Source organism: Candidatus Phaeomarinobacter ectocarpi, assembly GCF_000689395.1.
Classification (GTDB): domain Bacteria; phylum Pseudomonadota; class Alphaproteobacteria; order CGMCC-115125; family CGMCC-115125; genus Pyruvatibacter; species Pyruvatibacter ectocarpi.
In genome coordinates this window covers 386,596-412,387 of record NZ_HG966617.1, presented here as the reverse complement: position 1 = coordinate 412,387, position 25,792 = coordinate 386,596, and the positions used below count along the sequence as shown (strand labels likewise).

The following is a 25,792-nucleotide window of genomic DNA, read 5'->3' as shown; positions in this document are numbered from 1 at the left end:
GCCATGAAATGACCAATCGTTCACCTTGGAGAGATCATGTGCCCGCCGGATTCAGATCCCACTCTCATAGGTGTCGGGGAGGCGATTTCGGGCTCCCCCATCGGGTCTTCACAGGACCGCGGTGTGACCAGGAGGAATTGGAATATGGGACGGCTCAGCATTAGACGGCAGTTTGGCATTATGGCGCTTGCGGGTGCATGCGCCTTCACGATTGGCGGCATGGCGGCTTTCGCCAATGGCGGCCCTGCCTCTTTGGACACCGACGCCGCAGTTCCAGCCCTTGCCACATCTGTCGTGCACATCACGGCCACCGCACCGGCCTTTGCCGGCGAAGAAGCCGGTTTCAGCACCGAGAGTGACACACCGCCTTTTGGCTACACTTACGTTATCTACTTCCCCGTGGACGGCAGTGACTTGACGGACCCGGCCCGCGATACCCTTGACGTGATCGCCGCTGAAGTGACCGGTCTTGATCTGAGCCATGTGTCGCTGGCCACCGAAGACGGCCCTGTTGAGCGCACGCAGGTTGTCCGCGACGCGCTCGTCGAAATGGGCGTGCCGGCACGCTGGATCGGTGAAGACATCGAAGACCCGGAAAGCATCGGCCCGATCAGCATGGCGCCGATGGGCTCCTAGCGGGTGAGGCCGGGCCAACGCGTTGGGCGTTGGATCCTGTCAGCCGGGGCGGCCACTTGCGCAGTTCTCGTTGTCAGTGCGCTTGTCATAGTTCCAGCTATCCTGTCTTCACCGGTCGCTGCTGGCATTCTGCTCGATGTTATAGACTTCGGTTTTGCGACTTATTGCGGTGATGCCTACTTGGTGGACGCGCTCGGCGAGTCGCAGCCGGAGTGCATCATGGCCGTGTCTGCGTGCGGCAGAGACGGCCAGCTATCGCTTATTTTCGGGGCAATCTATCTGTTCGCGGCGAGCATCGTCGCTATGCTGCTTGGCGGAGCGATACTTATCCTTGATGCAATTCATCATTGGTGGAAGCCACAAGTCAGTCGCCCATGACATGCACAACTATTTCCCGGTCATGGGCGCGGGTCCGATGTTCAAACACATAGATGCCCTGCCAGGTCCCCAGCGCCATACGACCGGCACTGATCGGCACACTCAAAGATGTGGCCGTCAGAGCTGACTTGATATGCGCCGGCATATCGTCCGGCCCTTCGGTCGCGTGCTGATAAGTTTCGGTGAAGGGCGCAATGCGTTCAAAGAAATCCTTCAGATCGACCAGCACATCCGGGTCCGCATTTTCCTGAATGGTCAGGGAGGCGGACGTGTGGCGGATGAAGAGTGTCGCCAGCCCATTTGTGATGGCCGACTGAGAAACCACCGCTTTGACCTTTGACGTGATGTCGAAAAGGCCAGAGCCGGGTGTACGAATGGCAAGTGTCTGGGCGTGCTGGTGCATGCCCCCTTTTAACCCGGCCAATGCGCGGCTACATAGAGCGCGAAATCATTTATCCCCGCACTCGCGCAGGCACTCATACTCATGACATCTTCATCGACGAGCCCTCAGTCACGCGGCTTTGAGGCCTATGTTGGCCCGGTCACCCGCGTCAACGGCACGGACGACGCATTCACGTTGAGCTTTACCATTGACCAGCAGCATCTCAACGGGGCCGACATGCTGCATGGCGGCATGATGATGTCGTTTGCCTCCATTGTTCTGGCCGGTGCCGCGCGTGCCGCTGCCGACGGGGCTGTGGAAGCCTTGTCAGTCAATTGCGATTTCACAGGACCCGGCAAGCTGGGCGACCTGGTCACGGCGACGGCACTCATCACGCGCCGGACGCGCAGTGTTGTCTTCCTGTCGTGTGATGTCCGGGCGCAAGCTGACGGCGAAAACGCGCCGCGCATGCTCATGGCAGCGACCGGCGTCTACAAGGTGGTGCGCCATGACTGAAGCACGCGACGCCCTCAAGGGAGACAATGAACGCCCGGCCCTTCCCTGTCCGCGTCCAGATCAGGACCTGGAGGGGTACAAGCCCATGGAGCTGCGTGATCCATTCGAGGCCTTTGTTGGGCCGCTCTACAGTGAAGTGGCGGAGAATGACGGCATCGTGCGCAAGGAAGCCTTCGTGGTAGACGACCGCCATGTGGATGCGGAGGGCAAGCTGCATCCGGGCATGGTCATGACATTCGCGGATGCCATTGTTGGCGGCACAGCCTGGAATGCCAGCAAACGCAGGCCCTGTGTGACCCTCAGCATGCAGACGAGTTTTACGGGCACGGCCAGGCAAGGCGATCTTGTGGTGGGTCACACACGCCTGACCCGCAAGACACGGGCAGTCGTGTTCTGCGCTGCAGACTTTTTTGTGGGCGACGAATTGATCTGTCAGTCCACAAGCCTGTGGAAGGTGCTTGGCGAGCACTGACACTTAGGCCCGAACCAGACATTACCCGCGAGGTAATTGTCTGCTCCCCTTCCGCTGGTAGGGTACCTAAACAACCGCACCGCAGTGCGGGATGAGGATTGGGGGATAAAATGACAGCTTTCCGGCTCTTTCTGATCGGCTTCTGGCTGATCCTGGCCGCCTACACTCTGGTCGTGATCATGAATCACGGCATGGGCCTGTTTCAGATATTTTTCGGCGACATGGCGCAGATGACCTGGCCGGGCCAGTTCAATCTCGATTTCTTCGGATTCCTGCTGCTGTCCGGCCTGTGGATGGCGTGGCGCCATCACTTCTCCCCCGGCGGCCTTGCACTTGGGGTGCTGGGCGTGTTCGGCGGCATGGGCGTTCTGCCGCTCTACCTGCTTTGGGCCCTCAACGACGCCGATGGGGACATGAAGATCGTCATGCTCGGCCGCCAGCGCGCTGCTTCCAGCTAAGTTCCACACCAAAACACATCGACAAGGAGACGCACCATGATGGTCCTTCGCATCGTTGCCATTTTCTATTTCATTGCGGTTGCCGCGCTGACCTATACGGCAGCAAGCCAGACGGGCATGAATCTAAGTGACGTGTTTATCGGCAACATCACCGCCATGAACTGGTCAGGCCAGTTCAATGTGGACTTTCTCGCCTACCTCACCCTGTCGGCGATCTGGATTGGATGGCGGCACAAATTTTCAACCGGTGGCATTCTGCTGATGCCGCTGGCACAGGTCGGTGGCATCCTGTTCCTCACGCCGTATCTGCTCTGGGCGATTGCAGATGCCAAAGGCGATCCCGTCAAACTGCTCATCGGTGATCGGTCGGCTGGCTAGCATCAGCACGCAACGTTGAACGTCACAGTGATCTTGCGGACGCGTTTGTCTGGCCAAGCCATCCAACCGTAGTCCTCGGGATCGCCCACTGACACGTCTTCACAATGAGCATCGTCAGGGCGCAGCACGCGGCCAATCAGGGCGGCAACGCGGCTGTCCAGTTCACCGGCGATGGTCGCCTCATAGGCTTTTGCGGGGACTAGAAAGCTGGCTGCCTTGGGCCAGATTTCCGGATCCCGTCCGGTGCCAGCGTCCTGTCGCTCATAACTCACGTTCATGAACTGGGAATAGCTTTCGGGAAACACCGCCCGGATCGCCTCGGTCATTTCTTCCGGCGGTGTAACGACAGTCGTGTCTGCGGCAGGTAGTGATACCTGCTGGTTGGCATCGGCCTCCAACGTGTGTTCACGCGCGTTTGTCGTTGCGCCGGACAGCACCAGCGTCAGACCGATAAACAGAGATCCAAAAAATTTGCCCGGCACCATTTTGCTCTTCCTTCGGTCTGAAAATCCCGAGGAGAGCCTACTAGCAAAGGTGCGGCTATACGATTGAGTAAATCACGGCGGCTATGACAGCCCACAGGGCGAGCGTGGCGCCACCCGCCAACAGACGCAGCAGGCCAGCAGGCCAATCGCGCGGCAGCGGCTCACTGTCGGCTGGCTGTTGAGGCTTGCGCTCCGGGTGGTCAATAATGCTGTCATCAAGTGTCATGGGACACCCCAATCGTGACATTCAACCTGTGAAAGGGCACGGACGAGCAACCTGCTGCGATTCACCGCGCGCTACCTATAGTGTCTCAAAAGTAGAGCCCTGTCTGTCGCCCAACAGACACTTAGCCGTAATTACGACCCCGGCCGGGCAAAAACCCCGGAATTCCAGCCAAAATGGCGACAAAAATCCACAGACCGAGGAAATGGAATGGCCATCGACTACGATCACATCATGTCTCTCACTTCAAAAGACGAGCGATTCTCCTATGGAGATCGCGAGACCATGCTCTATGCACTGGGCGTAGGCATGGCGCGCGACCCGCTCGCGCCAAAAGAGCTGCCTTACGTCTATGAGAGCGACCTCAAGACGGTGCCAACCATGGCAACGGTCATTGCCTGGGGTGCCGGGCCGCTACGGGACTCCGGCATCAACTATTTGATGGTTGTGCATGGGGAGCAGAAACTCACGCTGCACCAACCGCTTCCGGCTGCCGCCGACATCATCGCCGATAGCAAGGTGATCGGCGCATATGACAAGGGCGCTGACAAAGGTGCAGTCATTGTGACCGAGACGGACATTCGGCTGGCTGATTCCGGCGACGCATTGTGCACGCTAACCAGCACAACGTTTGCCCGTGGTGACGGCGGCTTTGGCGGCCCCAGCGAAGGCGCACCCAAGCCGCATCCCATTCCTGATCGTGCGCCGGATGAAACCATTGAGGTCGACACGCGCCCGGACCAGGCTCTGCTCTACCGGCTGTCCGGTGACCGCAACCCGCTTCATGCAGATCCGGAATTTGCGACCGCTGCAGGCTTCCCTGCCCCCATCCTGCATGGGTTGTGCACCTACGGCACCTGCTGCCGGGCCATCCTTGGATCGGTTGCAGAATATGACCACACGGCCATCACCGGGTTCGATGTGCGCTTTTCGTCTCCGGTCTTCCCCGGCGAGACCATTCTGGTGGATGTCTGGAAGGACGGAAACATTGCCTCCTTCCGCGCCCGCCTGAAGGAACGCGACGTGGTGGTGATCAACAACGGCAAGTGCACGCTCAAGGCATAGGCTAGTTGAGGGTGGGCTGGCACCATGCCACCCATTCGCTGACCGAATATGTGGGGTGTTTGGCCTTTCCGCCAGATGCCCCGCATTGCTATGATTGGGGCATGACCTCAAAAAAGCGCCAAAATGCTGAGAAATCAGCGCCACCAGCGCCCAAGCGGGTGCTGATGATCGCCTATCACGATGTCCAGATCCTCGACATCACCGGACCGTTTGAAATTCTGGCTGGTGTGAATGATGCCCGGCTGAACCCGGAATCCTGGGTCATGGACGGCTATCAGCCAAAGCCGCATGAAAACTTTCCCGAGTACGAACTGACGATCGCGGCTGAAACAGCCGGGCCTTTCAAAACAAACTCCGGCATGCAGATGGTTGCCGACATCAGCTTTGCAGACCTCACAGATGAGTATCTTGATGGACTGCACACGCTGATGGTTCCTGGAGGACACGGCACAACAGCTGCCATGCGCGACCCAGCCGTTCTTGATGTAGTTGCGCGCGCAGGTGCCCGGGCCACGCGCATTACGTCCGTGTGCACGGGTACGTTCATTCTTGCCGCAGCGGGCTTGATCGATGGCCGCCGGGTGACGACGCACTGGAACGTTGCGGATGTCCTTGCCAAAATGTTCCCTACACTGACGGTTGACGCTGACTCCATATATGTCCGGGACGGGCACATCTGGTCATCTGCTGGCGTTACTGCGGGCATGGATCTGGCACTGGCACTGGTGGAACAGGATTGCGGACGCGACATGGCCTTGTCAGTTGCCCGCCGCCACGTCCTCTTCATGATCCGCCCCGGCGGTCAGTCCCAGTTCTCAGCACAGCTGGTCGCGCAACATGCGGCCAAGGGCAAGATCGGCGATGTTGCTCAATGGGTTCTCGACAATGTGTCGGAGGATCTGTCTGTTCCCGCTCTGGCCGAGCGGGCACATATGAGCGAGCGCACACTGGCTCGGGCTTTTGTGAGTGAAACCGGCCTGACGCCAGGCCGGTTTGTGGAGGTGGCCCGCGTGGAGGCCGCGCGCCGCCATCTGGAAGAAACCACAGACGACACAGAATCCATTGCGTGGGCGTGCGGTTTTTCAAGCGCGGAGCAGATGCGCCGGGCGTTTCATCGCCGCGTTGGGGTCAGCCCGGCTGACTATCGCTCCCGCTTCCGGCGGATGCCGGTGATGGGTCCGCACGGGCCAGTCACGCCGCTGGACATTTCGTCCCCCACACATCCAGGCATGCAGTAGGACTGACACCCCATGAATATCGGACTTTTGATTTTTGATGATGCGGAAGAGCTTGATTTCGTCGGGCCCTATGAGGTGTTCACCATGTCCAACGAGGTGTTCGCGCTTCAGGGCAAGCCCGAACCGGACAATGTGTTTCTGATTTCGGAGAATGGCGACAAGGTGAAATGCCGCAAAGGCATGGTGATCGAGTCCCACGCATCCATTGAAGATGCCCCTGCCCTTGATGTGCTGCTGGTGCCTGGCGGTCAGGGCACGCGCACGGAAGTTAAGAACAGGGCGGTGCTTGAGTGGATTGCGGCCGTGGACAAATCCACCACATGGACAACCAGCGTGTGCACCGGCGCCTTGCTGCTGACCGCATCAGGTGCTGCCAAGGGCAAACGCGTGACGACCCATTGGGGGTTCATTGACCAGTTGCGCAAGCGCGACGAAGCGTCAGAGGTCCTTGAGAACACACGCTATGTGCGCGACGGCAAAGTCGTTACGGCGGCAGGCGTGTCAGCCGGCATCGACATGGCACTCTGGCTTGTCGGCCAGATGCACAGCCCAGATCATGCACGCGCGACGCAGCGGGCAATGGAATATGATCCTGCGCCACCGTACGCAGCGGCAGTTTAGACGCTTAATTCCAGACCGGCGCTTCCATCGGCTAAGATGGCAGGCGGCTGGCCGGTTCAGCGGCATACATCTGCCGGTTCCACAAGTCTTCAACGCGGTTGATGCAGGATTGCCAGTACTGGCAGTCCGACCGCTCTGAGCAGATGTGCAGGGCCTGCAGTTTCTTTGCGGCTTCCGATGACATATTGAACTCGATCAGCTGGCCGACATCGCCCAGTCTGTCCAAACATACTTTTTCCATGGGCTTACAAGCCTCCATGTTGCTCCCCTGAGACGCAGGGGCACCCTCACCCTACGCAGCAACAGCACAAGCGCGCGTTGACGTGCGTCAAACGTGGCGCACAATGGCGGCAGCACTCAGCGCGGCATGTCTGCGCGTCCAGAACAAGAACCACAGGAAACACGCCCGATGTCGCAAGCTGCCAAGCCGCTCAAGTCTCTGCCTGATCTGAACTTTGACACCACCCGCGCGCCCTCGCCGTTTTCAAATGAGGACCATGACGCATGGCGGCAGACGCTGCGCAAATGGATCGAAAAAGAGATCATGCCCTTTGCATCCGAGTGGGATGAGGCAGAAGAATTTCCCGAAGAGCTCTACAAGAAGGCCTCCGATATCGGTCTGCTGCGCATGGGCTATCCTGAGCAGTATGGCGGCATCAAGGAGGGGATCGACCACTACCACAGCATCGTGACGTCCGAGGAACTCGCGCGCGTCGGTGCCGGCGGCATCAATGCGAGCCTGATGGTGCATGGCATCGGGCTGCCGCCGATCATCAATATCGGCTCTGAAGAAATGAAAGAGCGGATTGCACCGCCGGTGCTGGATGGCGACAAGCACATTGCGCTTGGTATTACCGAGCCGTCTGGTGGATCAGATGTAGCCAACATCCATACCCGCGCCGAGGACAAGGGCGACTACTACCTGATCAACGGCTCGAAAATGTTCATCACCGGCGGCATGCGGGCTGACTATGTCACGACCGCGGTGCGCACCGGCGGTGAGGGTACCAAGGGAATCTCCCTGTTGCTCATCGAGGCGGACATGCCCGGCTTCTCGCGCACGCCGCTCAAGAAGATGGGCTGGTGGGCGTCGGACACGGCAGCGCTCTATTTCGATGATGTGAAAGTGCCGAAAGCAAACCTCATCGGCACTGAAAACAACGGCTTCATCGGCATCATGATGAATTTCAATGGCGAACGGCTGGGCATGGCGGCAGGCGCCAATGCCATGGCCCGCGTCTGCCTTGAAGATGCTGCTGCCTGGGCGCGCGAACGCACGACGTTTGGCAAGCGGCTGGCGGACCATCAGGTGATCCGTCACAAGATCGCTGACATGTATCAGCGCATTCAGGCGACGCAGGCTTACCTTGAGATTTGTGCCTGGCGCGTTGCCCAGGGCGAAACGCCGGTGGCGGATCTCAGCATGCTGAAGGTTCAGGCCACCACGACGATGGAATTTTGTGCGCGCGAAGCCATGCAGATACTTGGCGGCAATGGCTATCTGCGCGGCGGTCGTGTGGAACGCATCTATCGCGAAGTGCGGGTCAACGCGATCGGCGGCGGCTCTGAAGAAATCATGCGCGACCTGACGGCGCGACAACTGGGCCTGTAGGACTCTTCGTCTTACGCGGTCACATCTTCCGCATAGAGCCAGTCCTGACGGGCGCGCACGATGTCTGGCGCGATGCGGCCTGCGAGCCACATGGGGCCGTAGGTTGCAAGTTGTGCGGCGGTTGTCGGCTTGTGGAAGGTGGCCGCGTTGGCTCGCGACCCCAGTTGCACGCCACTGGTCCGCTTGATGCGCGATGCATAGACACGCTCAAGCGCCGACGGAATATCGCTCGATGCGTCAGCACACGCCCTGGCCAGAACAAATGCGTCCTCGATCGCCATTACGGCACCCTGCGCCATGAAGGGCAAAGTGGGGTGGGCTGCATCTCCCATGAGAGTGGCGCGGCCATCGCTCCATTGTGTAAGTGGTGCCCGGTCAAACAGTGCCCAGCGGAAATGCGCGTCGGCTTTTTCAATCAGATTGGTAACGATGGGGTGCCATCCGGCAAAATCGGCCAGGGCTTCTTCGCGGGTGCCCTGCTCGGTCCAGCTTTCACCGCGCCAATCGTCGCGTTCAACGACACCCACGAGATTGGCCAGCGTCCCGCGGCGCAGACGATAGGTCACCGCGTGGCGGCCGGGTCCCGGCCAGATGCACGCGGTTGGCGGCGGTGCAAGATCGCCAAGTCTTTCGATGGGCACAACGGCGCGCCATGCCACGTTGCCGGTAAACACAGGGGTTTCTGGCCCCAGCATCTGCGTGCGAACGGCGGAATGGATGCCGTCGGCTCCGATGAGCACGTCGCCCTCAGGGGATGCACCTGCGTTGGTCAGCGCCACAATGCCATTGGCTGAATGATCGTAACCGGTCACCGCTGAGGACAGATGCACACAGCCCGGCGCGCGGTCTTCCAGTTCGGTCGAAAGCGCTTCCACGAGATCGGCTCTGTGCACGTGTAGGTATGGGGCACCCCAACGCGCAACTGCAGCATCGCCAACCGGCACCCGAAAAATACGCCGTCCGGACCGGCCCATGCGCATTTCCAACGCTTCGGGCTCAAACGCGTTTTCTGCAACGCGGTCCGCAAGGCCCAGTGCGCGTAGCACCTTCATGCCGTTGGGGCTGATCTGGATGCCGGCGCCGACCTCGCCAAGCTCCGGCGCACGCTCGTGAACCTCAACCTCCCAGCCAAAATGCCGGAAGGCCAAAGCCGCAGTCAGTCCGCCGATGCCGCCGCCTGCGATGATGGCCTTCATGGGGAGACTGCTTTCACTGGTGGTCTGATGTCACTGTTGTTCTGGCACAGGTTGCTTCGCGACACTCACTTAGAGGCAGACGCCAGGCCCGGTGGCGTGGTTTCGCTGGCCGCCAGGGTCAGTGCGTCGTCCGGTGTCCCCAGCATCAGATCATATACTTCCTTTGGATAGAACTGATGTGGCTTGGATGAATCATATTCCGGCTGCGGCACATCGCCATTGGCGCCTTCATATGGCTTGGGCGCCTTGTAGCGCTTGATGTCCTCGGCAGAGATACCGGCCAGCGCAGCAACTTCCGGATCAATCCAAACATCGCTAGACAATGGGTGCTCCACATCAGCAGAGGTGGCGACCTCAAGAGACAGGTTTTCAGGCCCGGCAAAATAGATCGACGAGCAAAAGCCGTGGTGGATCGGTCCAAACACCGGCACACCCCGTGAGCGGATACGGTCCCGCATGGCGATGAGGTCCGCGGCGCTGTCCACGTTGAGAGCCAGATGCTGCATTGTTCCGGGTGCTGAGCTTTCGCCGGGATTGCCCGCATGGGACACGCCCATCACCGGAGTAATCTCGCCATTTCTGGATGTGTGCACAAAGGCGACGGCGCAATTTTCGTTGAGCTTGAGAAAGCCGTGCCATGCGCCTTCGACGCCATGCATCCAATAGAGCGCGACCAGTTCCATGCCCAGCACATCGGTGAAAAACTCAATCTGCGTTTTCATGTCGCCGGTTGAAAGCGCCAGGTGATGGAGTGCGTTTGGTTTGACCATGATCAGGCATCCTCATCGCGAAGTGTGGACAGGCAGAAATCGTGCACGGCATCTGAAAAACGCGTCGTTTCAAACAGCATAAGCTGATGCCCTGCGTCTTCAAAAACCTTGAGGGTCACCGGGCCGCCAATGGCAGATGCCGCCAGCTTGATGACGTCGGGCGGGAAGCTTGGGTCTTTCTCCCCGGCGGTGTACAGCACCGGCTTGGTGTTGGCCTCGGGCGGCTGTTCTGGATCGTATTGGAAGAACGACGCCCAGGATTCAAGGTCATAGGACCATGTGTTCCATGGATCGAGCTGCTTTTGCTCACTGGCACCTGCATAGCCGTAGTCTTCGTCGAAGTTGAAGAATGTTTTGATGTCGAGGCGTGCGGCCCGGCCCAGCTGACCCAGCACCTGCTTTACCGCGTCGTTGCGCCATGCCTCTCTCAGAGCCTTGAACATGGGCGCGCCGGGCACAGCGGGCGACCCCATGCAGATTGCGCCGGTCACGTCGTTTGAATTGATCGCGGAAATCGCTGCTGCCACACCGAGGCTTGAGCCAAGGGTAAAAACCGGCAGACCGGTCTCCTGCTTCACGTGGGCCGCCCAGTCGCGGCTCGCCTGCGCCCACTCCTCCATTGTCCACTGCCCGCGCGGGCGGTTGGTGGTGGATCTGCCATGGCCCGGTGCATCGTAAGACCAGATGTCGGCCCCGCGCGCTGCGTGTTGCTCACAGAAGATGTCGTAAATGCCGCCATGGGCGCCGATCCCATGAGACACCACAAGGGCATATTTGGGCGTGTCGCCGGTGAAGCGAACCGCATGGATTTCGTTCAAGAGGTGGGTTTCGCGTTGCATTACCGCTTTCTGCTCGCAGACTTATTGATCGATTGATCAAACCTAATCAATCCTGATCAACTGATCAATTTTTTCTGATCGCACGATCAATGATTGCGGTATCTATCGAGGCAATCACGCCAGAAGGACCAGGACCATCACTCAGAAATCGACAAAAGAGCGGGCTCGCGAGCGCATCCTTGAGGCCGCTAAATCCCGCTTCGCCGAGGCAGGATTCGAGGCGGCTAGCACTCGACGGATTGCCGAAGCAGCCGAGGTAGCGCAAAGCCTCCTGCTCTATCACTTTGCCTCCAAGGAAGAGCTTTGGCGCGCCGTGGTGGATGGTGTGTTTGCCCAGGTGGGAGAAGGTTTCACCGAAGAAATGGACCGGCTTGATGATGATGCGGACTATGAAACCCGTCTGATGAGCCCCATTCGCGCGCTGGTGAATATGTTTGCAGCTGACGCGGATCTGCATCGCATCATCCTGCATGAAGGCAAGCATGACAGCGAGAGGCTGACCTGGCTCGTTGAGACCCATCTTCGGCGTTTCTACGAAAACTCGATTGCCGTCATAAAAGAAGGGCAGGCATCAGGGCTTGTGCGCCCCGGCGACCCCACGCTTTTGCACTATTCTGCTATCGCGATCGCTGGCACCGTGTTCAGCCTGTCGCCGGAAATCAGGAAACTCGATCCGCATACAAAGGCAAATGATCCCGATGCCGTGACCGCTCTCATCCGCGATGTGCTGATGATTGCGCCAAACAAGCCTTGATTCAGGTCAAGACGAGGCCGGTATCCTTTTGAATTTTCTGACGCTAGGGTTTTGCAAAACAAAAATAAGAATCCATGCGGGCTAAGCTAGGGAGGGATGCTGATGTCCAACACGCAGGGAGGCGATGGAGACAAGAACGTCTACCATCATGAGGGCGGCAATAGGCCTGCCCATGATCATCACGATGCAGAAGTCCTGAGCGAACAGAATGTGCGTGGCTACTGGCACGCCAATCTGCGGCTGCTCGGCATTCTTCTGGTCATCTGGTTTGTTGTGTCTTTCGGCTTCGGCATTCTGTTCGCCGAGCCGCTCAACAGCATTCAGTTTTTCGGTTTCAAACTTGGTTTCTGGTGGGCCCAGCAGGGCTCGATCTACGTCTTCATCGGCCTCATTGCCTACTACGTGTTTGCAATGAAGCGCATCGACCGGCGCTACGGCGTCGACGACGACTAGATCGGGAGAGGGGAACACCAATGGAAACGCAAACACTGATTTACATTTTCGTCGGCGCGTCTTTCGCGCTTTATGTCGGCATCGCCATCTGGTCACGCGCGGGCTCTACAAGCGAGTTCTATGTGGCAGGAGGCGGCGTACACCCGATTGCCAATGGCATGGCGACGGCGGCTGACTGGATGAGTGCCGCCAGCTTCATCTCCATGGCCGGCATCATTGCTTTTGCTGGCTATGACGGCTCAGTCTATCTCATGGGCTGGACCGGCGGTTACGTGCTGCTGGCGCTGCTGCTAGCGCCTTATCTGCGCAAGTTCGGGCAATTCACCGTGCCGGACTTCATCGGTGAACGGTACTACTCGTCCACTGCCCGCATTGTCGGCGTCATCTGTCTCATCTTCATCTCATTCACCTATGTAGCCGGGCAGATGCGCGGTGTGGGCATCGTGTTCTCGCGATTCCTTGAGGTGGATATCGAGCTTGGGGTCGTCCTCGGCATGGCGGTTGTCTTCGTCTATGCGGTGCTCGGCGGCATGAAAGGCATCACCTACACGCAGGTCGCACAGTATTGCGTGCTGATCTTTGCGTATCTTGTGCCTGCGATCTTCATTTCCATCCTCGTGACGGGCAATCCCATTCCGCAGCTGGGCCTTGGTTCCACCATGGCGGATGGGTCGGGCATGTCGGTTCTGGCGAAACTGGACGCGACCCTCGTTGACCTTGGCTTTACGGCGTATACGGAAGGGTCGAAGGCAGTTATTGACGTCTTTGCCATTACCTTTGCGTTGATGGTCGGCACAGCGGGTCTGCCGCATGTGATCGTGCGCTTCTTCACGGTTCCCAAGGTGTCAGATGCTCGCGTCTCAGCCTTGTGGGCGCTGATCTTCATTGCGCTGCTCTACACAACGGCCCCGGCCGTGGCGGCGTTTGCGCGGATCAACTTCATCGATACGGTCAACAATACGTCCTATCAGGAAGCGCCGGGCTGGCTCAAAAACTGGGAGCAGATCGGCCTCATCGGCTGGATGGACAAGAACAATGACGGCGTCATCCAGTATGGGTCCGGCGCGCCCTATGAAGGCAAACCCACCTATACGGGCGAGGCTGGTCCCAATGGTGAGCGGGCACTATCCAATACGCCAACGGCTTCGGACAACGAGATCTATGTTGATCGTGACATCTTCGTTCTGGCCAATCCGGAAATTGCACAGCTTCCAGGCTGGGTGATCGCGCTGGTGGCGGCAGGTGGTCTCGCGGCAGCCCTGTCCACAGCGGCCGGTCTGCTGCTGGTGGTTTCCACCTCCATCAGTCATGACCTCATGAAAAAGACGCTGATGCCTAATATTTCCGACAAGCAGGAGCTACGTTACGCCCGCATAGCGGCGGCTGTGGCCATTGGCGTTGCCGGGTATCTGGGGATAAATCCGCCGGGATTTGTGGCGCAAGTCGTGGCCTTTGCCTTCGGGCTAGCTGCGGCGTCGCTGTTCCCCGCTATCCTCATGGGCATCTTCATGCGGGGCATGAACCGCGAAGGCGCAATTGCGGGCATGGTGACAGGCCTGGCCTTCACCTTTGTCTATATCGTGTTCTTCAAGTTCATCTCGCCAGAGCTGAATTCGTCCGAGCATTGGTTCCTGGGTATTTCGCCGGAAGGCAGCGGCACCGTCGGCATGGTGCTCAACTTCCTCGTGGCCTTTGCGGTGCGGATGTTTACTGCTGCCCCTCCCGCCGAGGTGCAGGACATGGTGGAAGACATCCGCGTGCCAACAGGTGCCGGAGTTGCGCACACCCACTAGGTGTCTCGCACTACTCACAAGAAAGGGCGGCGTTCTGATGAACGCCGCCCTTTTTGTCTGGATCGTTCGTCGGTCTAGAAGCGGTAGCCGATACCGGTACCGACGACCCATGGATCAAGATCCACGTCTGCCTTTACCGCGCTATTCACTGTGGCTTCCACGTTGACGAAGATTTTCTTCACGTCGAAGTTCCAGGACCAGTTGCCGCCGATGGGCACATCGACGCCAGCCTGAAGGGCCCAGCCGAATCCACCGTCATAGTCGACGCTGGTGCCCGGCGTATCGTCCGCATTGTAGAGGTGCGTGTAGTTGATACCGGCACCAACATAAGGACGGACCTGACCGTCGGGCATGAAGTGGTACTGCAGCAGCAAGGTGGGTGGAAGCACCCACACGTCACCGAGATCAAGCGACCCGCCGCCATTGAGGTTCACCTTCATGTCGTGCGGCGACGTGGCAGCGATCAGCTCGGCTGCGATGTTGGGCGTGAAGAAATAGGAGATGTCGATCTCCGGCACCACGGCGCCGTCTGCATCCACGCTGCCGATATTCGGTGTGAGGCTTGAGTCCTCATCGGGAATGACGCCGATGATGCGCGCCCGAATCTGCCATGGGCTCTGTCCGCTTGCGCCATCTTCGGCAGCTGCGAATGTTGGCATTGTGAGGGCCGTTGCGCCAAGAAGCGCGGCCGCGAGTGTGTTGACGATATGTTTGGACTGCATGATGCCGGTCCCCCTCTTTCGTTGAATGGTGTGTCAACCATGAGGACATTTTCCGACGCGCAGACGGCCGGGTAATTGATCTGCGTCACCGCCCTGACGTGAAGCACTGCGGCATTCGCGCACACTGGATATCAACGTTAGCCGTGCTGCGGGATGTTCTCGGCGCAGCATGGCGCTAAGCTTGGATATTGGAAATTCGACTCACGCCAAGGATGGCCGCAATGACAACTCCACCTGAACCGACAGTCCTCAATCCGGCGCTCTTCATGTCCGGTGCTGTGAGCAAGGAAACAGACGACATCAATGCGGTGATCATGGACCTTGTGACCAATGCGGCGGACCCCTGGTCCATGTCGGCCGCAGAAGCGCGCAGCATGCGAGAGCGCGGCGAAGGCCCCTTTCCTGCAGCACCGGTGAGTGAGCGGGCGCGTGATGTCGAGATTGATGGTCCCGGCGGCAAGATCACGCTCCACATCATCGAGCCCCAGGGCGAGAAAGGTGAGGCGAAAGGCGTCTATCTGCATCTGCATGGGGGCGGTTGGGTCTTTGGCGGTGCCAATCAGCAGGATTCGCTGCTGGAGCGGCTGGCGGACACCTGCGGGCTTGCCTGTATCTCCGTCGAGTACCGTCTGGCACCGGAGCACCCCTATCCCGCCGGGCCCGACGATTGCGAGGCTGCCGCCCTATGGCTGGTGGCCAATGCGGGGGAATTCTCATCCGGGCCGCTCTTTATAGGCGGCGAATCCGCTGGCGGTCATCTGGCGGCGGTGACCCTGCTGCGCCTCAAGGAACGTCACGGCATGACGCCGTTCAAAGGGGCAAATCTGACATTTGGCTGCTTTGACCTTGGGATGACGCCCAGCATGCGCGCTTTCGGGAATACCGGCCCCACCCTTTCCACCCGCGATGTCACCCATTTTGTGGACCGGTTCATCCCTGATGGGTCTGATCTGCGGTCACCAGATATCTCTCCCCTGTACGGAGATCTGGGTGCGATGCCGGATGCCCTGTTTGTGGTCGGCACGCGCGACGGACTGCTGGACGATACGCTGTTCATGCATGGCCGATGGATGGCCGCAGGCAACAAGGCTGAACTGGGTGTCTACCCAGGCGGAGCCCACGGTTTCATTGCGTTTCCGGGTGAGCTTGCTGAGAAAGCCCTGGCACAGATTGACCGGTTTTTCCTAAGGCTCCTCTAGCTATTGAACACTGTTTAATTATTTGTTTGTTGATCAATCTTGCCGAACAGGCAGCTCCGAAAGCACACCTCCCTCCATAATAAATTGACCTTTGTTTAATTTTATGCTCATCGTTTTCCAATTCGCTGAGTTTCTGGAGCGGAAAGACAAAAATGGTCGATACAGACGCACGGGTCGCGCGGGACATCCGCAAGGCGCAGGGGCAGGAATCGCGCGCCGCCCATATTCGCGCAGCGGCAAGCGAACTTCTGGACGAGGTTGGAATATCAGGTTTGACCATGCGCGCCGTGGCCGCCCGTGCCGGATACACTGCCGGCGCGGTTTACAGCTACTTCGCCTCAAAAGAAGCGCTGCTCGCCGCAATTGCCCTTGATGCGCTCGACCAGCTGGCAAAAGCGATGCGCCAGGAGGATGAGACGTTGAGCACCCAGGCATCCATCTGCACTCAGGCGCTTGACCGAGTGGGACCGCTCCTCATTGCCGCGCATCGCGGCGATGTGCCTGAAGTCACCGAGCGCGCGCTTACGGGACGTATTATTTCCATTCTTCGCCAGCTGGACCGCGGAGTTGGCGCCGGTGGCGCACGCGGCGATGACGCCAGCAGTCAGGCCCTGGACACGATTGCCCTTTGGTGCGGACTTGTGGGCCTTGCTCAGCTTTCCAGCAGTGGTCGCCTGGCATCCCTCGAAGTCGAGGACATAGATGTGGCGTCCGCCCTCGTCGCTCGCTACTCATGAGACGTCTGACAAGCGTCTGGCTGCGTGCCATAGTGCAGACGAACTCCTTCATCTGCCCTCCCGCCTGCAAGTACCTCCCCCATGATTGAAAGCTTTTTGAGCGCCGTTGCCGTCGCGGAATGCGATGAGATGGGGCATATGAACATCCAGCACTATGCCGCCAAGGCAGAGGCGGGAGCTCGGGTGCTGACCGTGCTCAATGGCGGCAGCGAGAGCCGCCACAATATTCCTCTGCAGATGCATCTTCGATTTCACAAGGAGATGCTCACAGGTGACCGCGTACGGGTGATGTCCGCCTCCACCGGCAGTGATCAGCTGGTGCATAGCATTGAGAATGTCGGCACAGGTCTTGTCTGCGCGACCGCGCTGAGCACCTATGCCTCTGGCCGCGCGCCGGAGGCCCCCGCAGCTAACATCAGCGAAGATGCACAACCACGTTCGATCACGCAGGCAACGCCGGGTGCCCTCTCTCTGGCTGAAGCAAAGGCGCAGGGCCTGACGCGAACGCACTTGTCAGCCATCCAGGAAGACGACTGCCTGCATGACAAGATGACGATCCCGGCCTTTCTGCAACGGGTCTCTCGCTCACAGGCGCATCTGTGGTCGCTTGTGGGGTTTGGTCGCCGACAGCAGGCAGAGGCCGGCCTTGGCACAGCCTCACTGGAGCTGCGCGTGACGCGCCTGGCCCCTGCCCCGCCGGGCCGGGCTCTTGAGATTGTGACGGGCTTTACACCGCCGACAGGCAAGGCACTGCATTACAAGCATGTGGGCTTTGACGCTGTAACCGGCGCGTGCTGCTTCATTGCGGAGGGTGTCGGCGTGATGATGGATCTCTCCACGCGCCGTGCGGTCAAGCCGCCCATACCCCAAACAGATTTTGCTTAATTCGTATTCGGAGTTTCTTTGATGACCAATCTGGTGCCGCTGCTGCGCTCAAGTGTGCAGACATGGGAATGTGACGATATGGGGCACATGAACGTGCAGTTCTATGTGGCCAAGGCCAATGAGGGCCTGTCTGTGCTGTCGCATCACCTGGGGCATGGGCCGACAGTGGCGCGGCAGACCAGCCGCGTTCTGCTGCCGCGTGAACACCATATCCGGTTTCATCGTGAGCAGCGCCCCGGCGCCGGGCTGACACTCGAAGGTGGCATCACTGGACGTGATGGCGATACACTCAAAGTCTATGAAGAGCTGACCAATTCGGCATCGGGCGTTGTGTCGGCTACCATCAATGCGGATGTTATTCTCGTGGATGCGCAAACGCGCGAGCCACAACCTTTGCCGGCCAGCATGGATGCTGCCATCAAGGCTCACACGGTCGACCTGCCGACCCATGGTCAACCTCGCGGCCTGGACATGGGTCCTCCCGTAGACGCGCCGACGCTGGCGCAGGCAGACGACATGGGCATGGTCTATACATGGCAGGGCACGGTTAAACCCAACCAGTGCAACCCGCATGGCTACATGAACCAGCAGCATTTCATGGGTCTGGTCTCGGACTCCATTGCCAACCTGTTGTCACAGACCCGTGGGGATGATCGGTCCAACGATCCAAACATTGGCGGCGCTGCCCTTGAGTACCGCTTTGTCTATCGCAGCTGGCCCAAGGAAGGGGACATTCTCACCCTGCGCAGTGGCCTCAAACATGTGGGACCCAAGACCTACACCTGGGCGCACTGGATGTTTGATATGGAAACAGGCAAGGCAGTTGCCACGGCAGAAGCCGTTGCAGTGACGCTTGATCTGGTGGCCCGCAAAGCCATCGGTATTCCAGACGCCATGCGCGCACATCTTGAAAGCCAGCTGGTTGAGGGCATTGGCGCGTAGCAGATGCCTTTAATTGGCGGGGTCTGTATCCTGGTCAGCCGGTGCGTTGAGGTCCTGGTCGAGCTCTTCCATCTCGCGGCGCATGATTTTGATGATGCGTCCGAAGCGCTCTGCCACGGTCTCGAAGGCGTCCATGGCCGCGTCCACATCTTCGGGCGTGGTCACATTCGGCTTTTCACCCAGCTCACTGATCTGTTCGCGCAGGGCCAGATTGTCCGCGCGCAGCTGCGCGTTTTCTTCTTCAAGCTTTGAGCGCTCATCCTGGGCCGGTGTGCAGGACCAGGCATCACCGCTGCCCGAGCATACGGAGACCGCACCGGTTTGTGTGTCGAGCCGGAGAAACCCGCCATCAACCGGTTCCATCGTGTAGCGACCGGTCTCTTCCGCTTGCGCCTCAAAAAGGCCTGCCTGAGCGGTCGCGCTCAACGGAACCATCGCTGCGCATAAGACGGCGGAGATAAAAAACTGTTTTGCCGTGATCATGGAATACACCCCTTCCGGCACCCGATTTGCCTTCTAGGCGTTGAATGGGACCGAAATGTGATGCGTTCCAACGGCCGGCCTAGGCCAGCATGTTCTTGCGCCCCAGCCAGTCGATGATGATTTTCACGGCTTCGCCCATCTTGTCCGGCTGGCCGATATAGTAATGGGTCGCGCCCTGGATCGTATGACGCTCCTTGTCGTCATGGCCGATACCCGCATAGATGCGATCCGCATGACTTGGCGTACAGCCATCGTCCGCTGAGTTATCGATCACGAGGAACGGCGCCTTGATACCTGCGGCGCATTTGGGGCCATCGGCCCGGCTTTCCTTGTAGGACCATTGCGACAGCCAGGCGCGCAAGGAGCTGAAACGCGCAAGCCCGGCGGGCATCATGTTGACCGTTTTGGGAATACCCATGAAGCACCAGTTGGGGCCCTTGCGATCGTTGGGATCAACCGAGAGGTCCAGCCAGCGCGGGTCCGCCATTGTGCCGTACACAACAAAACAATGCTCTTCGTTTTCTCGACCTGTGGCTTTGAAGTGCGCCAGCTTTTCACGCACCCAGTCGTCAATGCTTTGAGACCGGGCGATCTGCGCGGCACGATAGGTTTCCAGAAAGTCCTTTGAATAGGGCGGCTGGTTGGGCGCTTCAGGATCGTAGAGATCCAGCTCCCTGATCCGCTTTTCAGGATCCAGTTCGTCCGCCACAGCCGGGTCCAGCCACTCGGTCAGAATGATCGCGCGGCTGACATGGGCTGCGAGCTGCAGCACTGCGTCGGCGGGAATGAGGCCCGCTCCCACGACATCCACAGGGTCACCGGCCGGCGTGGCTTCGATGGTCGGGTTTTCCGCCTGCGATTGATAGAACATCGACAGAGACCCGCCGCCAGACCAGCCGGCAAGAATGACCTTTTCGTAGCCCAGCTTCTCCTTGGCGTAGCGGATGTAGTGACCCAGATCGAGGATCACTTTTTCCATGATCAGCGCCGTATCATTGTGCGGATACCGACTGCCGCAGGTGAGGCAGGGAATGCCCGCCGCCGCCAGGGCGTTTGGCATGGGCAGCAGGTTCATCGTGCCGGTTGGATGCATGAACACCAGCACCGTCTTGCTGGTCGACCCCTTGGGTTTCAGGTGCTGGCCTTCGACCACCACCGTGTCCATAGCGCCCGCATAGGTTTCCTTGAAGGCTGACTTCTCGGTCCAGTGCAGGAAGAGCGCCTCACGCTCGACGTCGTAGGTCTTGGCCATGGTGTTGCTCCAGAATGATGAGGATTACTTGCCGTGTTCCGGCGCATTGGGATCCACAAAGCTTGCGCCGAACTTGTCGTCGCGCTCCGCGAATGCGGCCTTGAGGCCTTTGTCTCTTACGTTGGCGCGGAATGTGTCCGCCGCCTTGGCGCGATGGCCGCGCGCATCGTTTTCACAGGCCAGGCGCTGCAGGGTGCGTGCGCCCATCAGTTCCAGCCCAAGATTGACGATACGCTTTTGTGTGGTGAGCAAATCCGGATCGATCATCGCGAGACGCTGCGCGAGATGTTCCACCTCAGCTGTCAACTCATCCGCTGGCACAGATTTGAGCACCAGCCCAATCTGAGCTGCATCCTTGCCGGTAATGCTGTCGCCTGTCAGCAGCAACCGCTTGGCCCATTGCGGCCCGCAGTGATAGAGCCACATCTGGTTTGGCAGCGACCCCAGGTCACGAGCGGGCGGAAATGCGATTGTTGCGTCGTCAGCGGCAACCACCATGTCGGCCAGAAAAGCCAGATCCGTTCCCCCAGCCAGACACCGACCGTGTATGGCAGCGATCACCGGCTTGTGCATGTCAAAGATCGTCATGCGCAGGCGCTGCTGGCGTTCAAGCTGCCAGATGTCGTCATCGATTGTCTTGACACCGCGCTTTGTTTCGTCGCGGGGCGGGCGCTCGGCGAGGTCATAGCCCGCACAGAAGTCCGTGCCCTGCCCGCTTATGACGGCACAGTGAATGTCCGTGCGTTCATCCGCATCCCACAGGGCATCAGATAGCTCCTGCTGCAGGGCAAGCGAGAGAGCGTTTCGCTTTTCAGGCCGCGCCAGGGTGAGATACGCAACGCCATCACGATGCTGAATGTCGAGCACACTCATTCTGCGGCTGACTTCTTGGCTGCAGACTTCTCTGCTGCAGTCCGGGCCCGCGATGCGGCCGCCTTGAAGTCCGGGTCACGCTTGTTGAGGAAGGCATCCACTGCCTCATGGTGTTCCGCCATGGTCCAGCACTCTTTGAGGGCATCTGTTTCGCGCCGCTGCACCAGCGCCATGTCGTGCTCGGCCATGTTCTGAGACAGGAGTTCCTTGGTCATCCGCATCATAGGCTGCGGATTGGCGTCGAACATGTCTGCGACTTCGCGCACCTTGTCCCAGAGTTGCTCGGCAGGAACCGCATAGTTGGCGAGACCAAACTCAGCAACTTCAGCGCCAGTGTAGAGCTTGCCGGACAGCATCATTTCGCTGGTCTTGCCAAAGCCCATGCGGGCCGTGGCGAAGTGCGAAGATGCGAGTTCGGGGACGATGCCGACCTTGACGAACACCAGTCCGAACTTGGCATGATCGGCCGCGATGATGACGTCAAAAGGCAAAATCTGCGTAACACCGATACCAACCGCTGGCCCGTTGACGGCAGCGATCATTGGCTTGGAAGATCGTACAAGCCCGATCCAGTCGAGGTTAGCCGGCAGCCCGCCCGACCCTCCGGCGGTATCCTTGCCCGGGTCGACGCCATCAATGCGGGATTGGAAGGTCTCTTCCATGTCAGCGCCGGCGCAAAAGCCGCGGCCTTCACCGGTCAAAACGATGCAGGAGACATCCGTGTCATTGTTGGCGGACTCAAACGCATGGGCCATTTCCTCAGCCATACGCGGCGTCCAGGCGTTGAGTTTGTCTGGACGGTTCATGGTGACGACGCCCAGCGCGCCGTCACGGTGATACGTGATCTGCGTGTAGTCCATTTCTGCCTCCCGTGATGCCCTTTGGCGGGCAGCCCGGCTTGTGCCGGGTCACTTGTTGGACCCAAGTCTAGCAAGTGGACGGGTGGCGGCAAGTCTTCTTGTTTGACGTGTTAGTGCGCGTCTGGATGGCTATGCGGCTGCACGATGGGATCGTCCGTGAACAGACGTTCTTTCATTTCACGCGCGAACACCTCGTCGTTGCGGCGCAACCATTCCATCACCATGACGGCATGCTCAATTTCCTCATTCATATTGTGCGTGAGGATTTTCTTGAGCGCCTCGTCCGAGCAGCCGTCAGCGCGCTGGCGATACCAGTCAGCGGCTTCCAGTTCTTCCATCAAGGACACAATGGCGCGGTGCATGTTGAGCGTTTTCTCGCTCAGCTTTTCAATGGGCTCGTGCAGGCCTTCGCTCGACATGGGGATGCTCCGTTGCTGGAAAAAGAGGCTCACTAGATTAGAACATGTCTAATCTAGTGAGCCCCGGTGGTGCATTCAATAGCCCTTAGGCGAGGGCGGTTTTGAAGTTTGGACGGGCGATGCGTGGATAGGCAGGCATCCGGGTGATGCCCGACAGGCCAGACTTTTCGAGCATCGCATCCACGGCCTCTTTGTTCGCCCCTTTGAGGCTCGCATAGAAATCCAGCGGGCGCTGCAGCATCCACAGGTCGAACGTGAAGATCGCGCGTTCAGCCGTCACGCCGCCAAGGGTGAACTCATGCACGCCCAGGGCGCGCGGCACTTCGGTGCCTGATGCATTGTCTGCCGCCCAGGCGTTGAAGGCTGCTACCGTTTTTTCGAGCACCGGCAGATACTCGACTGCAAAGCGGTTGAGCAGCGGAATGATCGTGTCTGGCACTTCGTCATTGGCGAGAAACTCACCGCCGCGCGGTGTCGGTGACTTCACCATACGCTCAACCCACCGCGCGACCCGTGGCGCTGTAGCCTTCATCATCTCGCCTGACTTGGGGTCACGGTAGTTGTGCGCATAGAGCGGACCGATGAGACCGTAGTCGCCAATCGACGGTCGCGAGCCGAAGAGATAATCGTGGGTTTCGAAATGCGTGCTCATATCGGCAAGCAACGCTTCGTAGCTTTCCTCGATGGCGCTGCGGGTTTCCGGCAGCACACCCAGGAAAGGCAGCGAGCCCCTGAAAGGACCCGCGCGTTTTTCACCAATTTCGCGCTGCTCTTCCGGCGACGCATCAGGAGCGGAAAGCGCCCCGAACTGGGTGAGGATCCAGTCTTCATTGTAGTTCCAGCGATAATGCATCGCGGGAAGCTTCATCCATTCGTCACCGAAGACTTCAATCAGCAACGCGGCCATCTTCTGGGCCGAGCCCGAAGGATAGATCGACGGATCGGGGTCCAGGGCCTCGAAGTGGTCAATGATCTCGGTCGTGTCCTGGACCGTCTCATCCTTGTCGGTGACCAGAACCGGGATCACCGGCCAGCCAACGCGAGGCAGAATGATGCCCTTATAGACATCCACATTGGCCAGAACTTCCGTATACGGAACCTGTTTCCAGTCCATATAGGCGCGTGCCTTGCCCGTGTAGAGGGAAATGGCGCCGCCATACAGCGTATTTTGACCCATGTTTATTCAGCCGCGTTCGCAGCTGCGACACCCCATTTGGTACGGAAGAACTCACCGATACGGCGGTTGGCTTCTGCGGCTTCGGGCATCATGAAATGGAACATGTGGAACACGTGGATCATCTCGTCCCAGATTTCCAGCGTGCTCTCGACGCCAGCGGCCTTGGCGCGCTTGTCGAGCTCTTCTGAATCACCGAGCAGGGTTTCGTGGTCCCCCACCTGGATCAGCAGTGGCGGCAGGCCCTTGAGATCTGCAAAGAGCGGCGACACACGTGGGTCGTCATTGGGCAGGCTGCCGCGATAGTGATCCGCCATCTGAAGCAGGCCGTCTTTTTGCACCATCGGGTCCACGTCAGCGCGGCTCACCAATGTTGGTGAGTTACCGGTGAGATCGACCCATGGGGAAATCGGTGCGGCGGCTGCCGGCAGGGCCATGCCCTGGTCGCGCAGGGCCACGAGCGTTGCCATGGTCAGGCCACCGCCTGCGCTGTCGCCGGAGATCGCGATGTTGGCGGCGTCATAGCCCTGATCAAGCAGGAACTGGTACGCCGCAACCGCGTCATCAATCGCCGCCGGGCAGGCATGTTCCGGCCCCATGCGGTAGTCGATCACGAGAAGCTTTGAGTTTGTTTCGCCGGCAATGGCTGCTGCCAGTGAGCGATGTGTGATCGGCGAGCCGATGACATAGCCACCGCCATGCAGATACAGCACCGCGTGCTTGTCAGACGCGCCCGGCATCGACACCCATTCGCCCGGCACGCCATTTGCCGTCACCGGCTCAATGATGGCGCCTTCCGCCACGGGGAACGCAGCCGTTGCTGCCACCATGCCGTCGCGCTGTTCCTGAACGGTTTTTTCGCCTTCCGCGATGGGGGCTGCCGCCAAGAGTTCCAGAACCTGTTTCAGACCTTCACTGGCCATGATGCGTCTCCCGAATTGCTGTTTTTGGTCGTTTTCATGTGTGTTGTTGGGAGCAACCTTAACGGACACAAATGCCCAGACACAAATGCAATGCGCGACACACAGAATCGACATTTACAGTCGCCGAAACTGCTCGAATACAGGCCAAGTGGGCCCCATATACAGTGGGCATCAAGACTGAAACTCAAAAGGAGATGCAGACAACACGAAGCACAGGTGGGCTATCGGGCAAACCATGTGCGTATATAGGAGGGAAATATATGTCTTACGTTTCACTTACGCTTGCGCCCCGGGAAGTCATTCTGGCAAGGGGGCGGTTTCACTGGACGTATAGTTTCATCTCCTGGGCCTGGCTTTTGCTGGCCGGTTGGCTGCTGATCGGCGTCGCTGTGTTTTTCTCCCGCCAGATGCGCAAATGGACGACGGAACTGGTCGTCACCAACAGACGCTTCATTTACAAGCGCGGCTTCATCTCGCGGCGCACGGACGAGTTCAACGCAGCGCGCATCCACGCCATTACGCTGGAGCAAAGCCTGCTGGGACGTCTCCTTGGCTACGGCACACTCAATGTGCGCGGCGTCGACATTGGCGACTTCGGTCTGCCCGCGATTGCAAAGCCCATCGAGTTCCGCAAGGCACTGATCGAGAGCCTGGACGTCTCCATCGAAGAGCCGTTGTTGCTGACAGAAGAAGACAGGCTGGTGCCGGTGGCGGCGGCCTGACACACCCCCGGCCCCCCTCCGGCTTGACCGGAGGGGCAAGGCGGGAGGATGCCTTCCACTTCTGCCGTGCTTATTTGTTGGAACGCTTACGTGAAAATCTTCCGCGGCCTTGCTTTTTCAAAAAGGCCGCCATCTCGGCAGATTTACGCTTGGTCTCAAATGTGAAGTGTAAATACAAAAGCAGAAAGACCGCTATGAAGGCGGATACAACCATTGCAACAACATGGACTGCCTCTGACATTTCCTTCGTGACGAGCCAAACAAAGGGGAAGTACAAGACGGCCGACACATAGAATATGGCACCTCTCAAGGCATCCTCACTAATCCAGTGA

32 protein-coding genes and 1 pseudogene are annotated in these 25,792 nt (G+C 59.1%); 18 read left to right on the top strand and 15 right to left on the bottom strand.

The features are described 5' to 3' along the window. Positions 1–144 precede the first annotated feature (144 nt). Entirely contained in the window at positions 145–636 is a 492-nt protein-coding gene (locus tag BN1012_RS01990; protein WP_145973385.1) for an OmpA family protein, read from the top strand. A gap of 364 nt (positions 637–1,000) precedes the next feature. On the opposite strand, the gene BN1012_RS01980 is transcribed toward BN1012_RS01990, so the two are convergent. Next, complete coding sequence (locus BN1012_RS01980) at positions 1,001–1,417, bottom strand: secondary thiamine-phosphate synthase enzyme YjbQ (protein WP_043948300.1); 417 nt, start codon at positions 1,415–1,417, stop codon at positions 1,001–1,003. 81 nt (positions 1,418–1,498) lie between these two features. On the opposite strand from BN1012_RS01980, the gene BN1012_RS16515 reads away from it, so the two are divergent. From BN1012_RS16515 to BN1012_RS01960, 4 genes are all read left to right on the top strand, one after another. Then, positions 1,499–1,912 carry a PaaI family thioesterase gene (locus BN1012_RS16515; RefSeq protein WP_052534351.1) on the top strand — a complete coding sequence of 138 codons (414 nt, stop codon included), beginning with the start codon at positions 1,499–1,501 and terminating at the stop codon, positions 1,910–1,912. Then, entirely contained in the window at positions 1,905–2,384 is a 480-nt protein-coding gene (locus BN1012_RS16510; RefSeq protein ID WP_052534349.1) for a PaaI family thioesterase, read from the top strand. Before BN1012_RS16515 ends, BN1012_RS16510 begins: the two co-directional genes overlap by 8 nt. Before the next feature lie 110 nt (positions 2,385–2,494). Next, on the top strand, positions 2,495–2,842 hold the full coding sequence (locus BN1012_RS01965; RefSeq protein ID WP_043948299.1) for a hypothetical protein: 348 nt from the start codon (positions 2,495–2,497) through the stop codon (positions 2,840–2,842). A 36-nt stretch (positions 2,843–2,878) separates the two neighbouring features. Further along, positions 2,879–3,220 (top strand): hypothetical protein, encoded by a 342-nt coding sequence (locus tag BN1012_RS01960; RefSeq protein WP_043948297.1) that lies wholly within the window; start codon positions 2,879–2,881, stop codon positions 3,218–3,220. Positions 3,221–3,222: 2 nt separating this feature from the next. Here BN1012_RS01960 and BN1012_RS01955 read toward each other — a convergent pair whose 3' ends face one another. Beyond that, on the bottom strand, positions 3,223–3,705 hold the full coding sequence (locus BN1012_RS01955; protein WP_043948296.1) for a hypothetical protein: 483 nt from the start codon (positions 3,703–3,705) through the stop codon (positions 3,223–3,225). Between the two features lie 55 nt (positions 3,706–3,760). Beyond that, on the bottom strand, positions 3,761–3,931 hold the full coding sequence (locus BN1012_RS17590; protein WP_171815884.1) for a hypothetical protein: 171 nt from the start codon (positions 3,929–3,931) through the stop codon (positions 3,761–3,763). 207 nt (positions 3,932–4,138) lie between these two features. Here BN1012_RS17590 and BN1012_RS01950 point away from each other — a divergent pair, with 207 nt between their 5' ends. The 3 genes from BN1012_RS01950 to BN1012_RS01940 all read left to right on the top strand — a co-directional run bounded on the left by BN1012_RS01950 (position 4,139) and on the right by BN1012_RS01940 (position 6,852). Continuing rightward, complete coding sequence (locus BN1012_RS01950; RefSeq protein ID WP_043948295.1) at positions 4,139–4,993, top strand: MaoC/PaaZ C-terminal domain-containing protein; 855 nt, start codon at positions 4,139–4,141, stop codon at positions 4,991–4,993. Positions 4,994–5,094: 101 nt separating this feature from the next. Continuing rightward, entirely contained in the window at positions 5,095–6,231 is a 1,137-nt protein-coding gene (locus BN1012_RS01945; protein ID WP_063958479.1) for a GlxA family transcriptional regulator, read from the top strand. A gap of 12 nt (positions 6,232–6,243) precedes the next feature. Then, entirely contained in the window at positions 6,244–6,852 is a 609-nt protein-coding gene (locus BN1012_RS01940; protein ID WP_043948294.1) for a DJ-1/PfpI family protein, read from the top strand. 31 nt (positions 6,853–6,883) lie between these two features. Here the strand turns inward: BN1012_RS01940 and BN1012_RS01935 are convergent, their stop codons facing one another. Next, positions 6,884–7,093 (bottom strand): hypothetical protein, encoded by a 210-nt coding sequence (locus BN1012_RS01935; RefSeq protein WP_043948293.1) that lies wholly within the window; start codon positions 7,091–7,093, stop codon positions 6,884–6,886. Between the two features lie 168 nt (positions 7,094–7,261). Here BN1012_RS01935 and BN1012_RS01930 point away from each other — a divergent pair, with 168 nt between their 5' ends. Next, entirely contained in the window at positions 7,262–8,464 is a 1,203-nt protein-coding gene (locus BN1012_RS01930) for an acyl-CoA dehydrogenase family protein (protein WP_043950510.1), read from the top strand. 11 nt (positions 8,465–8,475) lie between these two features. Here BN1012_RS01930 and BN1012_RS01925 read toward each other — a convergent pair whose 3' ends face one another. The 3 genes from BN1012_RS01925 to BN1012_RS01915 all read right to left on the bottom strand — a co-directional run bounded on the left by BN1012_RS01925 (position 8,476) and on the right by BN1012_RS01915 (position 11,269). Then, positions 8,476–9,660, bottom strand: a complete 1,185-nt coding sequence (locus BN1012_RS01925; RefSeq protein WP_043948292.1) for an FAD-dependent monooxygenase — start codon at positions 9,658–9,660, stop codon at positions 8,476–8,478. Positions 9,661–9,725: 65 nt separating this feature from the next. Continuing rightward, positions 9,726–10,430, bottom strand: a complete 705-nt coding sequence (locus BN1012_RS01920) for a VOC family protein (protein ID WP_043948291.1) — start codon at positions 10,428–10,430, stop codon at positions 9,726–9,728. 2 nt (positions 10,431–10,432) lie between these two features. Continuing rightward, positions 10,433–11,269 (bottom strand): alpha/beta hydrolase, encoded by an 837-nt coding sequence (locus BN1012_RS01915; protein ID WP_043948290.1) that lies wholly within the window; start codon positions 11,267–11,269, stop codon positions 10,433–10,435. A 67-nt stretch (positions 11,270–11,336) separates the two neighbouring features. On the opposite strand from BN1012_RS01915, the pseudogene BN1012_RS17890 reads away from it, so the two are divergent. The 4 genes and pseudogenes from BN1012_RS17890 to BN1012_RS01900 form a co-directional block, all read left to right on the top strand. Further along, positions 11,337–11,573: pseudogene (locus BN1012_RS17890) on the top strand (helix-turn-helix domain-containing protein); the annotation flags it as partial. 9 nt (positions 11,574–11,582) lie between these two features. After that, positions 11,583–12,023 carry a hypothetical protein gene (locus tag BN1012_RS17750; RefSeq protein WP_043948289.1) on the top strand — a complete coding sequence of 147 codons (441 nt, stop codon included), beginning with the start codon at positions 11,583–11,585 and terminating at the stop codon, positions 12,021–12,023. Positions 12,024–12,125: 102 nt separating this feature from the next. Further along, positions 12,126–12,476 (top strand): DUF4212 domain-containing protein, encoded by a 351-nt coding sequence (locus BN1012_RS01905; RefSeq protein WP_081826480.1) that lies wholly within the window; start codon positions 12,126–12,128, stop codon positions 12,474–12,476. 20 nt (positions 12,477–12,496) lie between these two features. After that, the gene (locus tag BN1012_RS01900; protein WP_043948288.1) at positions 12,497–14,269 is read left to right on the top strand and encodes a sodium:solute symporter family protein; all 1,773 of its coding nucleotides are present in this window, start codon (positions 12,497–12,499) and stop codon (positions 14,267–14,269) included. A gap of 74 nt (positions 14,270–14,343) precedes the next feature. Here BN1012_RS01900 and BN1012_RS01895 read toward each other — a convergent pair whose 3' ends face one another. Beyond that, positions 14,344–14,991 (bottom strand): OmpW/AlkL family protein, encoded by a 648-nt coding sequence (locus tag BN1012_RS01895; protein ID WP_043948287.1) that lies wholly within the window; start codon positions 14,989–14,991, stop codon positions 14,344–14,346. A gap of 221 nt (positions 14,992–15,212) precedes the next feature. Here BN1012_RS01895 and BN1012_RS01890 point away from each other — a divergent pair, with 221 nt between their 5' ends. The 4 genes from BN1012_RS01890 (at position 15,213) to BN1012_RS16500 (ending at position 18,754) form a co-directional block, all read left to right on the top strand. Then, positions 15,213–16,190 (top strand): alpha/beta hydrolase, encoded by a 978-nt coding sequence (locus BN1012_RS01890; protein ID WP_043950508.1) that lies wholly within the window; start codon positions 15,213–15,215, stop codon positions 16,188–16,190. Positions 16,191–16,342: 152 nt separating this feature from the next. Next, on the top strand, positions 16,343–16,927 hold the full coding sequence (locus BN1012_RS16505) for a TetR/AcrR family transcriptional regulator (RefSeq protein WP_052534346.1): 585 nt from the start codon (positions 16,343–16,345) through the stop codon (positions 16,925–16,927). An 81-nt stretch (positions 16,928–17,008) separates the two neighbouring features. Next, positions 17,009–17,812, top strand: a complete 804-nt coding sequence (locus BN1012_RS01880) for a thioesterase family protein (protein ID WP_043948286.1) — start codon at positions 17,009–17,011, stop codon at positions 17,810–17,812. A gap of 21 nt (positions 17,813–17,833) precedes the next feature. Further along, on the top strand, positions 17,834–18,754 hold the full coding sequence (locus BN1012_RS16500; RefSeq protein WP_052534344.1) for a thioesterase family protein: 921 nt from the start codon (positions 17,834–17,836) through the stop codon (positions 18,752–18,754). Positions 18,755–18,763: 9 nt separating this feature from the next. Here BN1012_RS16500 and BN1012_RS16495 read toward each other — a convergent pair whose 3' ends face one another. From BN1012_RS16495 to BN1012_RS01840, 7 genes are all read right to left on the bottom strand, one after another. Beyond that, positions 18,764–19,237 (bottom strand): hypothetical protein, encoded by a 474-nt coding sequence (locus BN1012_RS16495; RefSeq protein ID WP_145973384.1) that lies wholly within the window; start codon positions 19,235–19,237, stop codon positions 18,764–18,766. A gap of 79 nt (positions 19,238–19,316) precedes the next feature. Continuing rightward, on the bottom strand, positions 19,317–20,489 hold the full coding sequence (locus tag BN1012_RS01865; RefSeq protein WP_043948285.1) for an alpha/beta hydrolase: 1,173 nt from the start codon (positions 20,487–20,489) through the stop codon (positions 19,317–19,319). A gap of 24 nt (positions 20,490–20,513) precedes the next feature. Continuing rightward, a complete protein-coding gene (locus tag BN1012_RS01860; RefSeq protein WP_043948284.1) occupies positions 20,514–21,362 on the bottom strand; it encodes a crotonase/enoyl-CoA hydratase family protein in 849 nt (282 codons plus the stop codon). Then, complete coding sequence (locus BN1012_RS01855) at positions 21,359–22,222, bottom strand: enoyl-CoA hydratase/isomerase family protein (RefSeq protein WP_043948283.1); 864 nt, start codon at positions 22,220–22,222, stop codon at positions 21,359–21,361. The genes BN1012_RS01860 and BN1012_RS01855 overlap by 4 nt, the downstream gene beginning before the upstream one ends. A gap of 110 nt (positions 22,223–22,332) precedes the next feature. Then, positions 22,333–22,641 (bottom strand): ferritin family protein, encoded by a 309-nt coding sequence (locus BN1012_RS01850; protein ID WP_043948282.1) that lies wholly within the window; start codon positions 22,639–22,641, stop codon positions 22,333–22,335. Between the two features lie 85 nt (positions 22,642–22,726). Continuing rightward, positions 22,727–23,818 carry a glutathione S-transferase family protein gene (locus BN1012_RS01845; RefSeq protein ID WP_043948281.1) on the bottom strand — a complete coding sequence of 364 codons (1,092 nt, stop codon included), beginning with the start codon at positions 23,816–23,818 and terminating at the stop codon, positions 22,727–22,729. 2 nt (positions 23,819–23,820) lie between these two features. After that, positions 23,821–24,738 (bottom strand): alpha/beta hydrolase, encoded by a 918-nt coding sequence (locus BN1012_RS01840; RefSeq protein ID WP_043950504.1) that lies wholly within the window; start codon positions 24,736–24,738, stop codon positions 23,821–23,823. 260 nt (positions 24,739–24,998) lie between these two features. On the opposite strand from BN1012_RS01840, the gene BN1012_RS16490 reads away from it, so the two are divergent. Next, positions 24,999–25,460 (top strand): PH domain-containing protein, encoded by a 462-nt coding sequence (locus BN1012_RS16490; protein ID WP_052534334.1) that lies wholly within the window; start codon positions 24,999–25,001, stop codon positions 25,458–25,460. The last annotated feature ends 332 nt before the right edge of the window (positions 25,461–25,792 follow it).

What these genes read in the sequence shown, in the direction of transcription:
- BN1012_RS01990 (WP_145973385.1), top strand. Translation starts at nt 145, where the DNA reads ATGGGACGGCTCAGCATTAGACGGCAGTTTGGCATTATGGCGCTTGCG.
- BN1012_RS01980 (WP_043948300.1), bottom strand. Translation starts at nt 1,417, where the DNA reads ATGCACCAGCACGCCCAGACACTTGCCATTCGTACACCCGGCTCTGGC.
- BN1012_RS16515 (WP_052534351.1), top strand. Translation starts at nt 1,499, where the DNA reads ATGACATCTTCATCGACGAGCCCTCAGTCACGCGGCTTTGAGGCCTAT.
- BN1012_RS16510 (WP_052534349.1), top strand. Translation starts at nt 1,905, where the DNA reads ATGACTGAAGCACGCGACGCCCTCAAGGGAGACAATGAACGCCCGGCC.
- BN1012_RS01965 (WP_043948299.1), top strand. Translation starts at nt 2,495, where the DNA reads ATGACAGCTTTCCGGCTCTTTCTGATCGGCTTCTGGCTGATCCTGGCC.
- BN1012_RS01960 (WP_043948297.1), top strand. Translation starts at nt 2,879, where the DNA reads ATGATGGTCCTTCGCATCGTTGCCATTTTCTATTTCATTGCGGTTGCC.
- BN1012_RS01955 (WP_043948296.1), bottom strand. Translation starts at nt 3,705, where the DNA reads ATGGTGCCGGGCAAATTTTTTGGATCTCTGTTTATCGGTCTGACGCTG.
- BN1012_RS17590 (WP_171815884.1), bottom strand. Translation starts at nt 3,931, where the DNA reads ATGACACTTGATGACAGCATTATTGACCACCCGGAGCGCAAGCCTCAA.
- BN1012_RS01950 (WP_043948295.1), top strand. Translation starts at nt 4,139, where the DNA reads ATGGCCATCGACTACGATCACATCATGTCTCTCACTTCAAAAGACGAG.
- BN1012_RS01945 (WP_063958479.1), top strand. Translation starts at nt 5,095, where the DNA reads ATGACCTCAAAAAAGCGCCAAAATGCTGAGAAATCAGCGCCACCAGCG.
- BN1012_RS01940 (WP_043948294.1), top strand. Translation starts at nt 6,244, where the DNA reads ATGAATATCGGACTTTTGATTTTTGATGATGCGGAAGAGCTTGATTTC.
- BN1012_RS01935 (WP_043948293.1), bottom strand. Translation starts at nt 7,093, where the DNA reads ATGGAAAAAGTATGTTTGGACAGACTGGGCGATGTCGGCCAGCTGATC.
- BN1012_RS01930 (WP_043950510.1), top strand. Translation starts at nt 7,262, where the DNA reads ATGTCGCAAGCTGCCAAGCCGCTCAAGTCTCTGCCTGATCTGAACTTT.
- BN1012_RS01925 (WP_043948292.1), bottom strand. Translation starts at nt 9,660, where the DNA reads ATGAAGGCCATCATCGCAGGCGGCGGCATCGGCGGACTGACTGCGGCT.
- BN1012_RS01920 (WP_043948291.1), bottom strand. Translation starts at nt 10,430, where the DNA reads ATGGTCAAACCAAACGCACTCCATCACCTGGCGCTTTCAACCGGCGAC.
- BN1012_RS01915 (WP_043948290.1), bottom strand. Translation starts at nt 11,269, where the DNA reads ATGCAACGCGAAACCCACCTCTTGAACGAAATCCATGCGGTTCGCTTC.
- BN1012_RS01905 (WP_081826480.1), top strand. Translation starts at nt 12,126, where the DNA reads ATGTCCAACACGCAGGGAGGCGATGGAGACAAGAACGTCTACCATCAT.
- BN1012_RS01900 (WP_043948288.1), top strand. Translation starts at nt 12,497, where the DNA reads ATGGAAACGCAAACACTGATTTACATTTTCGTCGGCGCGTCTTTCGCG.
- BN1012_RS01895 (WP_043948287.1), bottom strand. Translation starts at nt 14,991, where the DNA reads ATGCAGTCCAAACATATCGTCAACACACTCGCGGCCGCGCTTCTTGGC.
- BN1012_RS01890 (WP_043950508.1), top strand. Translation starts at nt 15,213, where the DNA reads ATGACAACTCCACCTGAACCGACAGTCCTCAATCCGGCGCTCTTCATG.
- BN1012_RS16505 (WP_052534346.1), top strand. Translation starts at nt 16,343, where the DNA reads ATGGTCGATACAGACGCACGGGTCGCGCGGGACATCCGCAAGGCGCAG.
- BN1012_RS01880 (WP_043948286.1), top strand. Translation starts at nt 17,009, where the DNA reads ATGATTGAAAGCTTTTTGAGCGCCGTTGCCGTCGCGGAATGCGATGAG.
- BN1012_RS16500 (WP_052534344.1), top strand. Translation starts at nt 17,834, where the DNA reads ATGACCAATCTGGTGCCGCTGCTGCGCTCAAGTGTGCAGACATGGGAA.
- BN1012_RS16495 (WP_145973384.1), bottom strand. Translation starts at nt 19,237, where the DNA reads ATGATCACGGCAAAACAGTTTTTTATCTCCGCCGTCTTATGCGCAGCG.
- BN1012_RS01865 (WP_043948285.1), bottom strand. Translation starts at nt 20,489, where the DNA reads ATGGCCAAGACCTACGACGTCGAGCGTGAGGCGCTCTTCCTGCACTGG.
- BN1012_RS01860 (WP_043948284.1), bottom strand. Translation starts at nt 21,362, where the DNA reads ATGAGTGTGCTCGACATTCAGCATCGTGATGGCGTTGCGTATCTCACC.
- BN1012_RS01855 (WP_043948283.1), bottom strand. Translation starts at nt 22,222, where the DNA reads ATGGACTACACGCAGATCACGTATCACCGTGACGGCGCGCTGGGCGTC.
- BN1012_RS01850 (WP_043948282.1), bottom strand. Translation starts at nt 22,641, where the DNA reads ATGTCGAGCGAAGGCCTGCACGAGCCCATTGAAAAGCTGAGCGAGAAA.
- BN1012_RS01845 (WP_043948281.1), bottom strand. Translation starts at nt 23,818, where the DNA reads ATGGGTCAAAATACGCTGTATGGCGGCGCCATTTCCCTCTACACGGGC.
- BN1012_RS01840 (WP_043950504.1), bottom strand. Translation starts at nt 24,738, where the DNA reads ATGGCCAGTGAAGGTCTGAAACAGGTTCTGGAACTCTTGGCGGCAGCC.
- BN1012_RS16490 (WP_052534334.1), top strand. Translation starts at nt 24,999, where the DNA reads ATGTCTTACGTTTCACTTACGCTTGCGCCCCGGGAAGTCATTCTGGCA.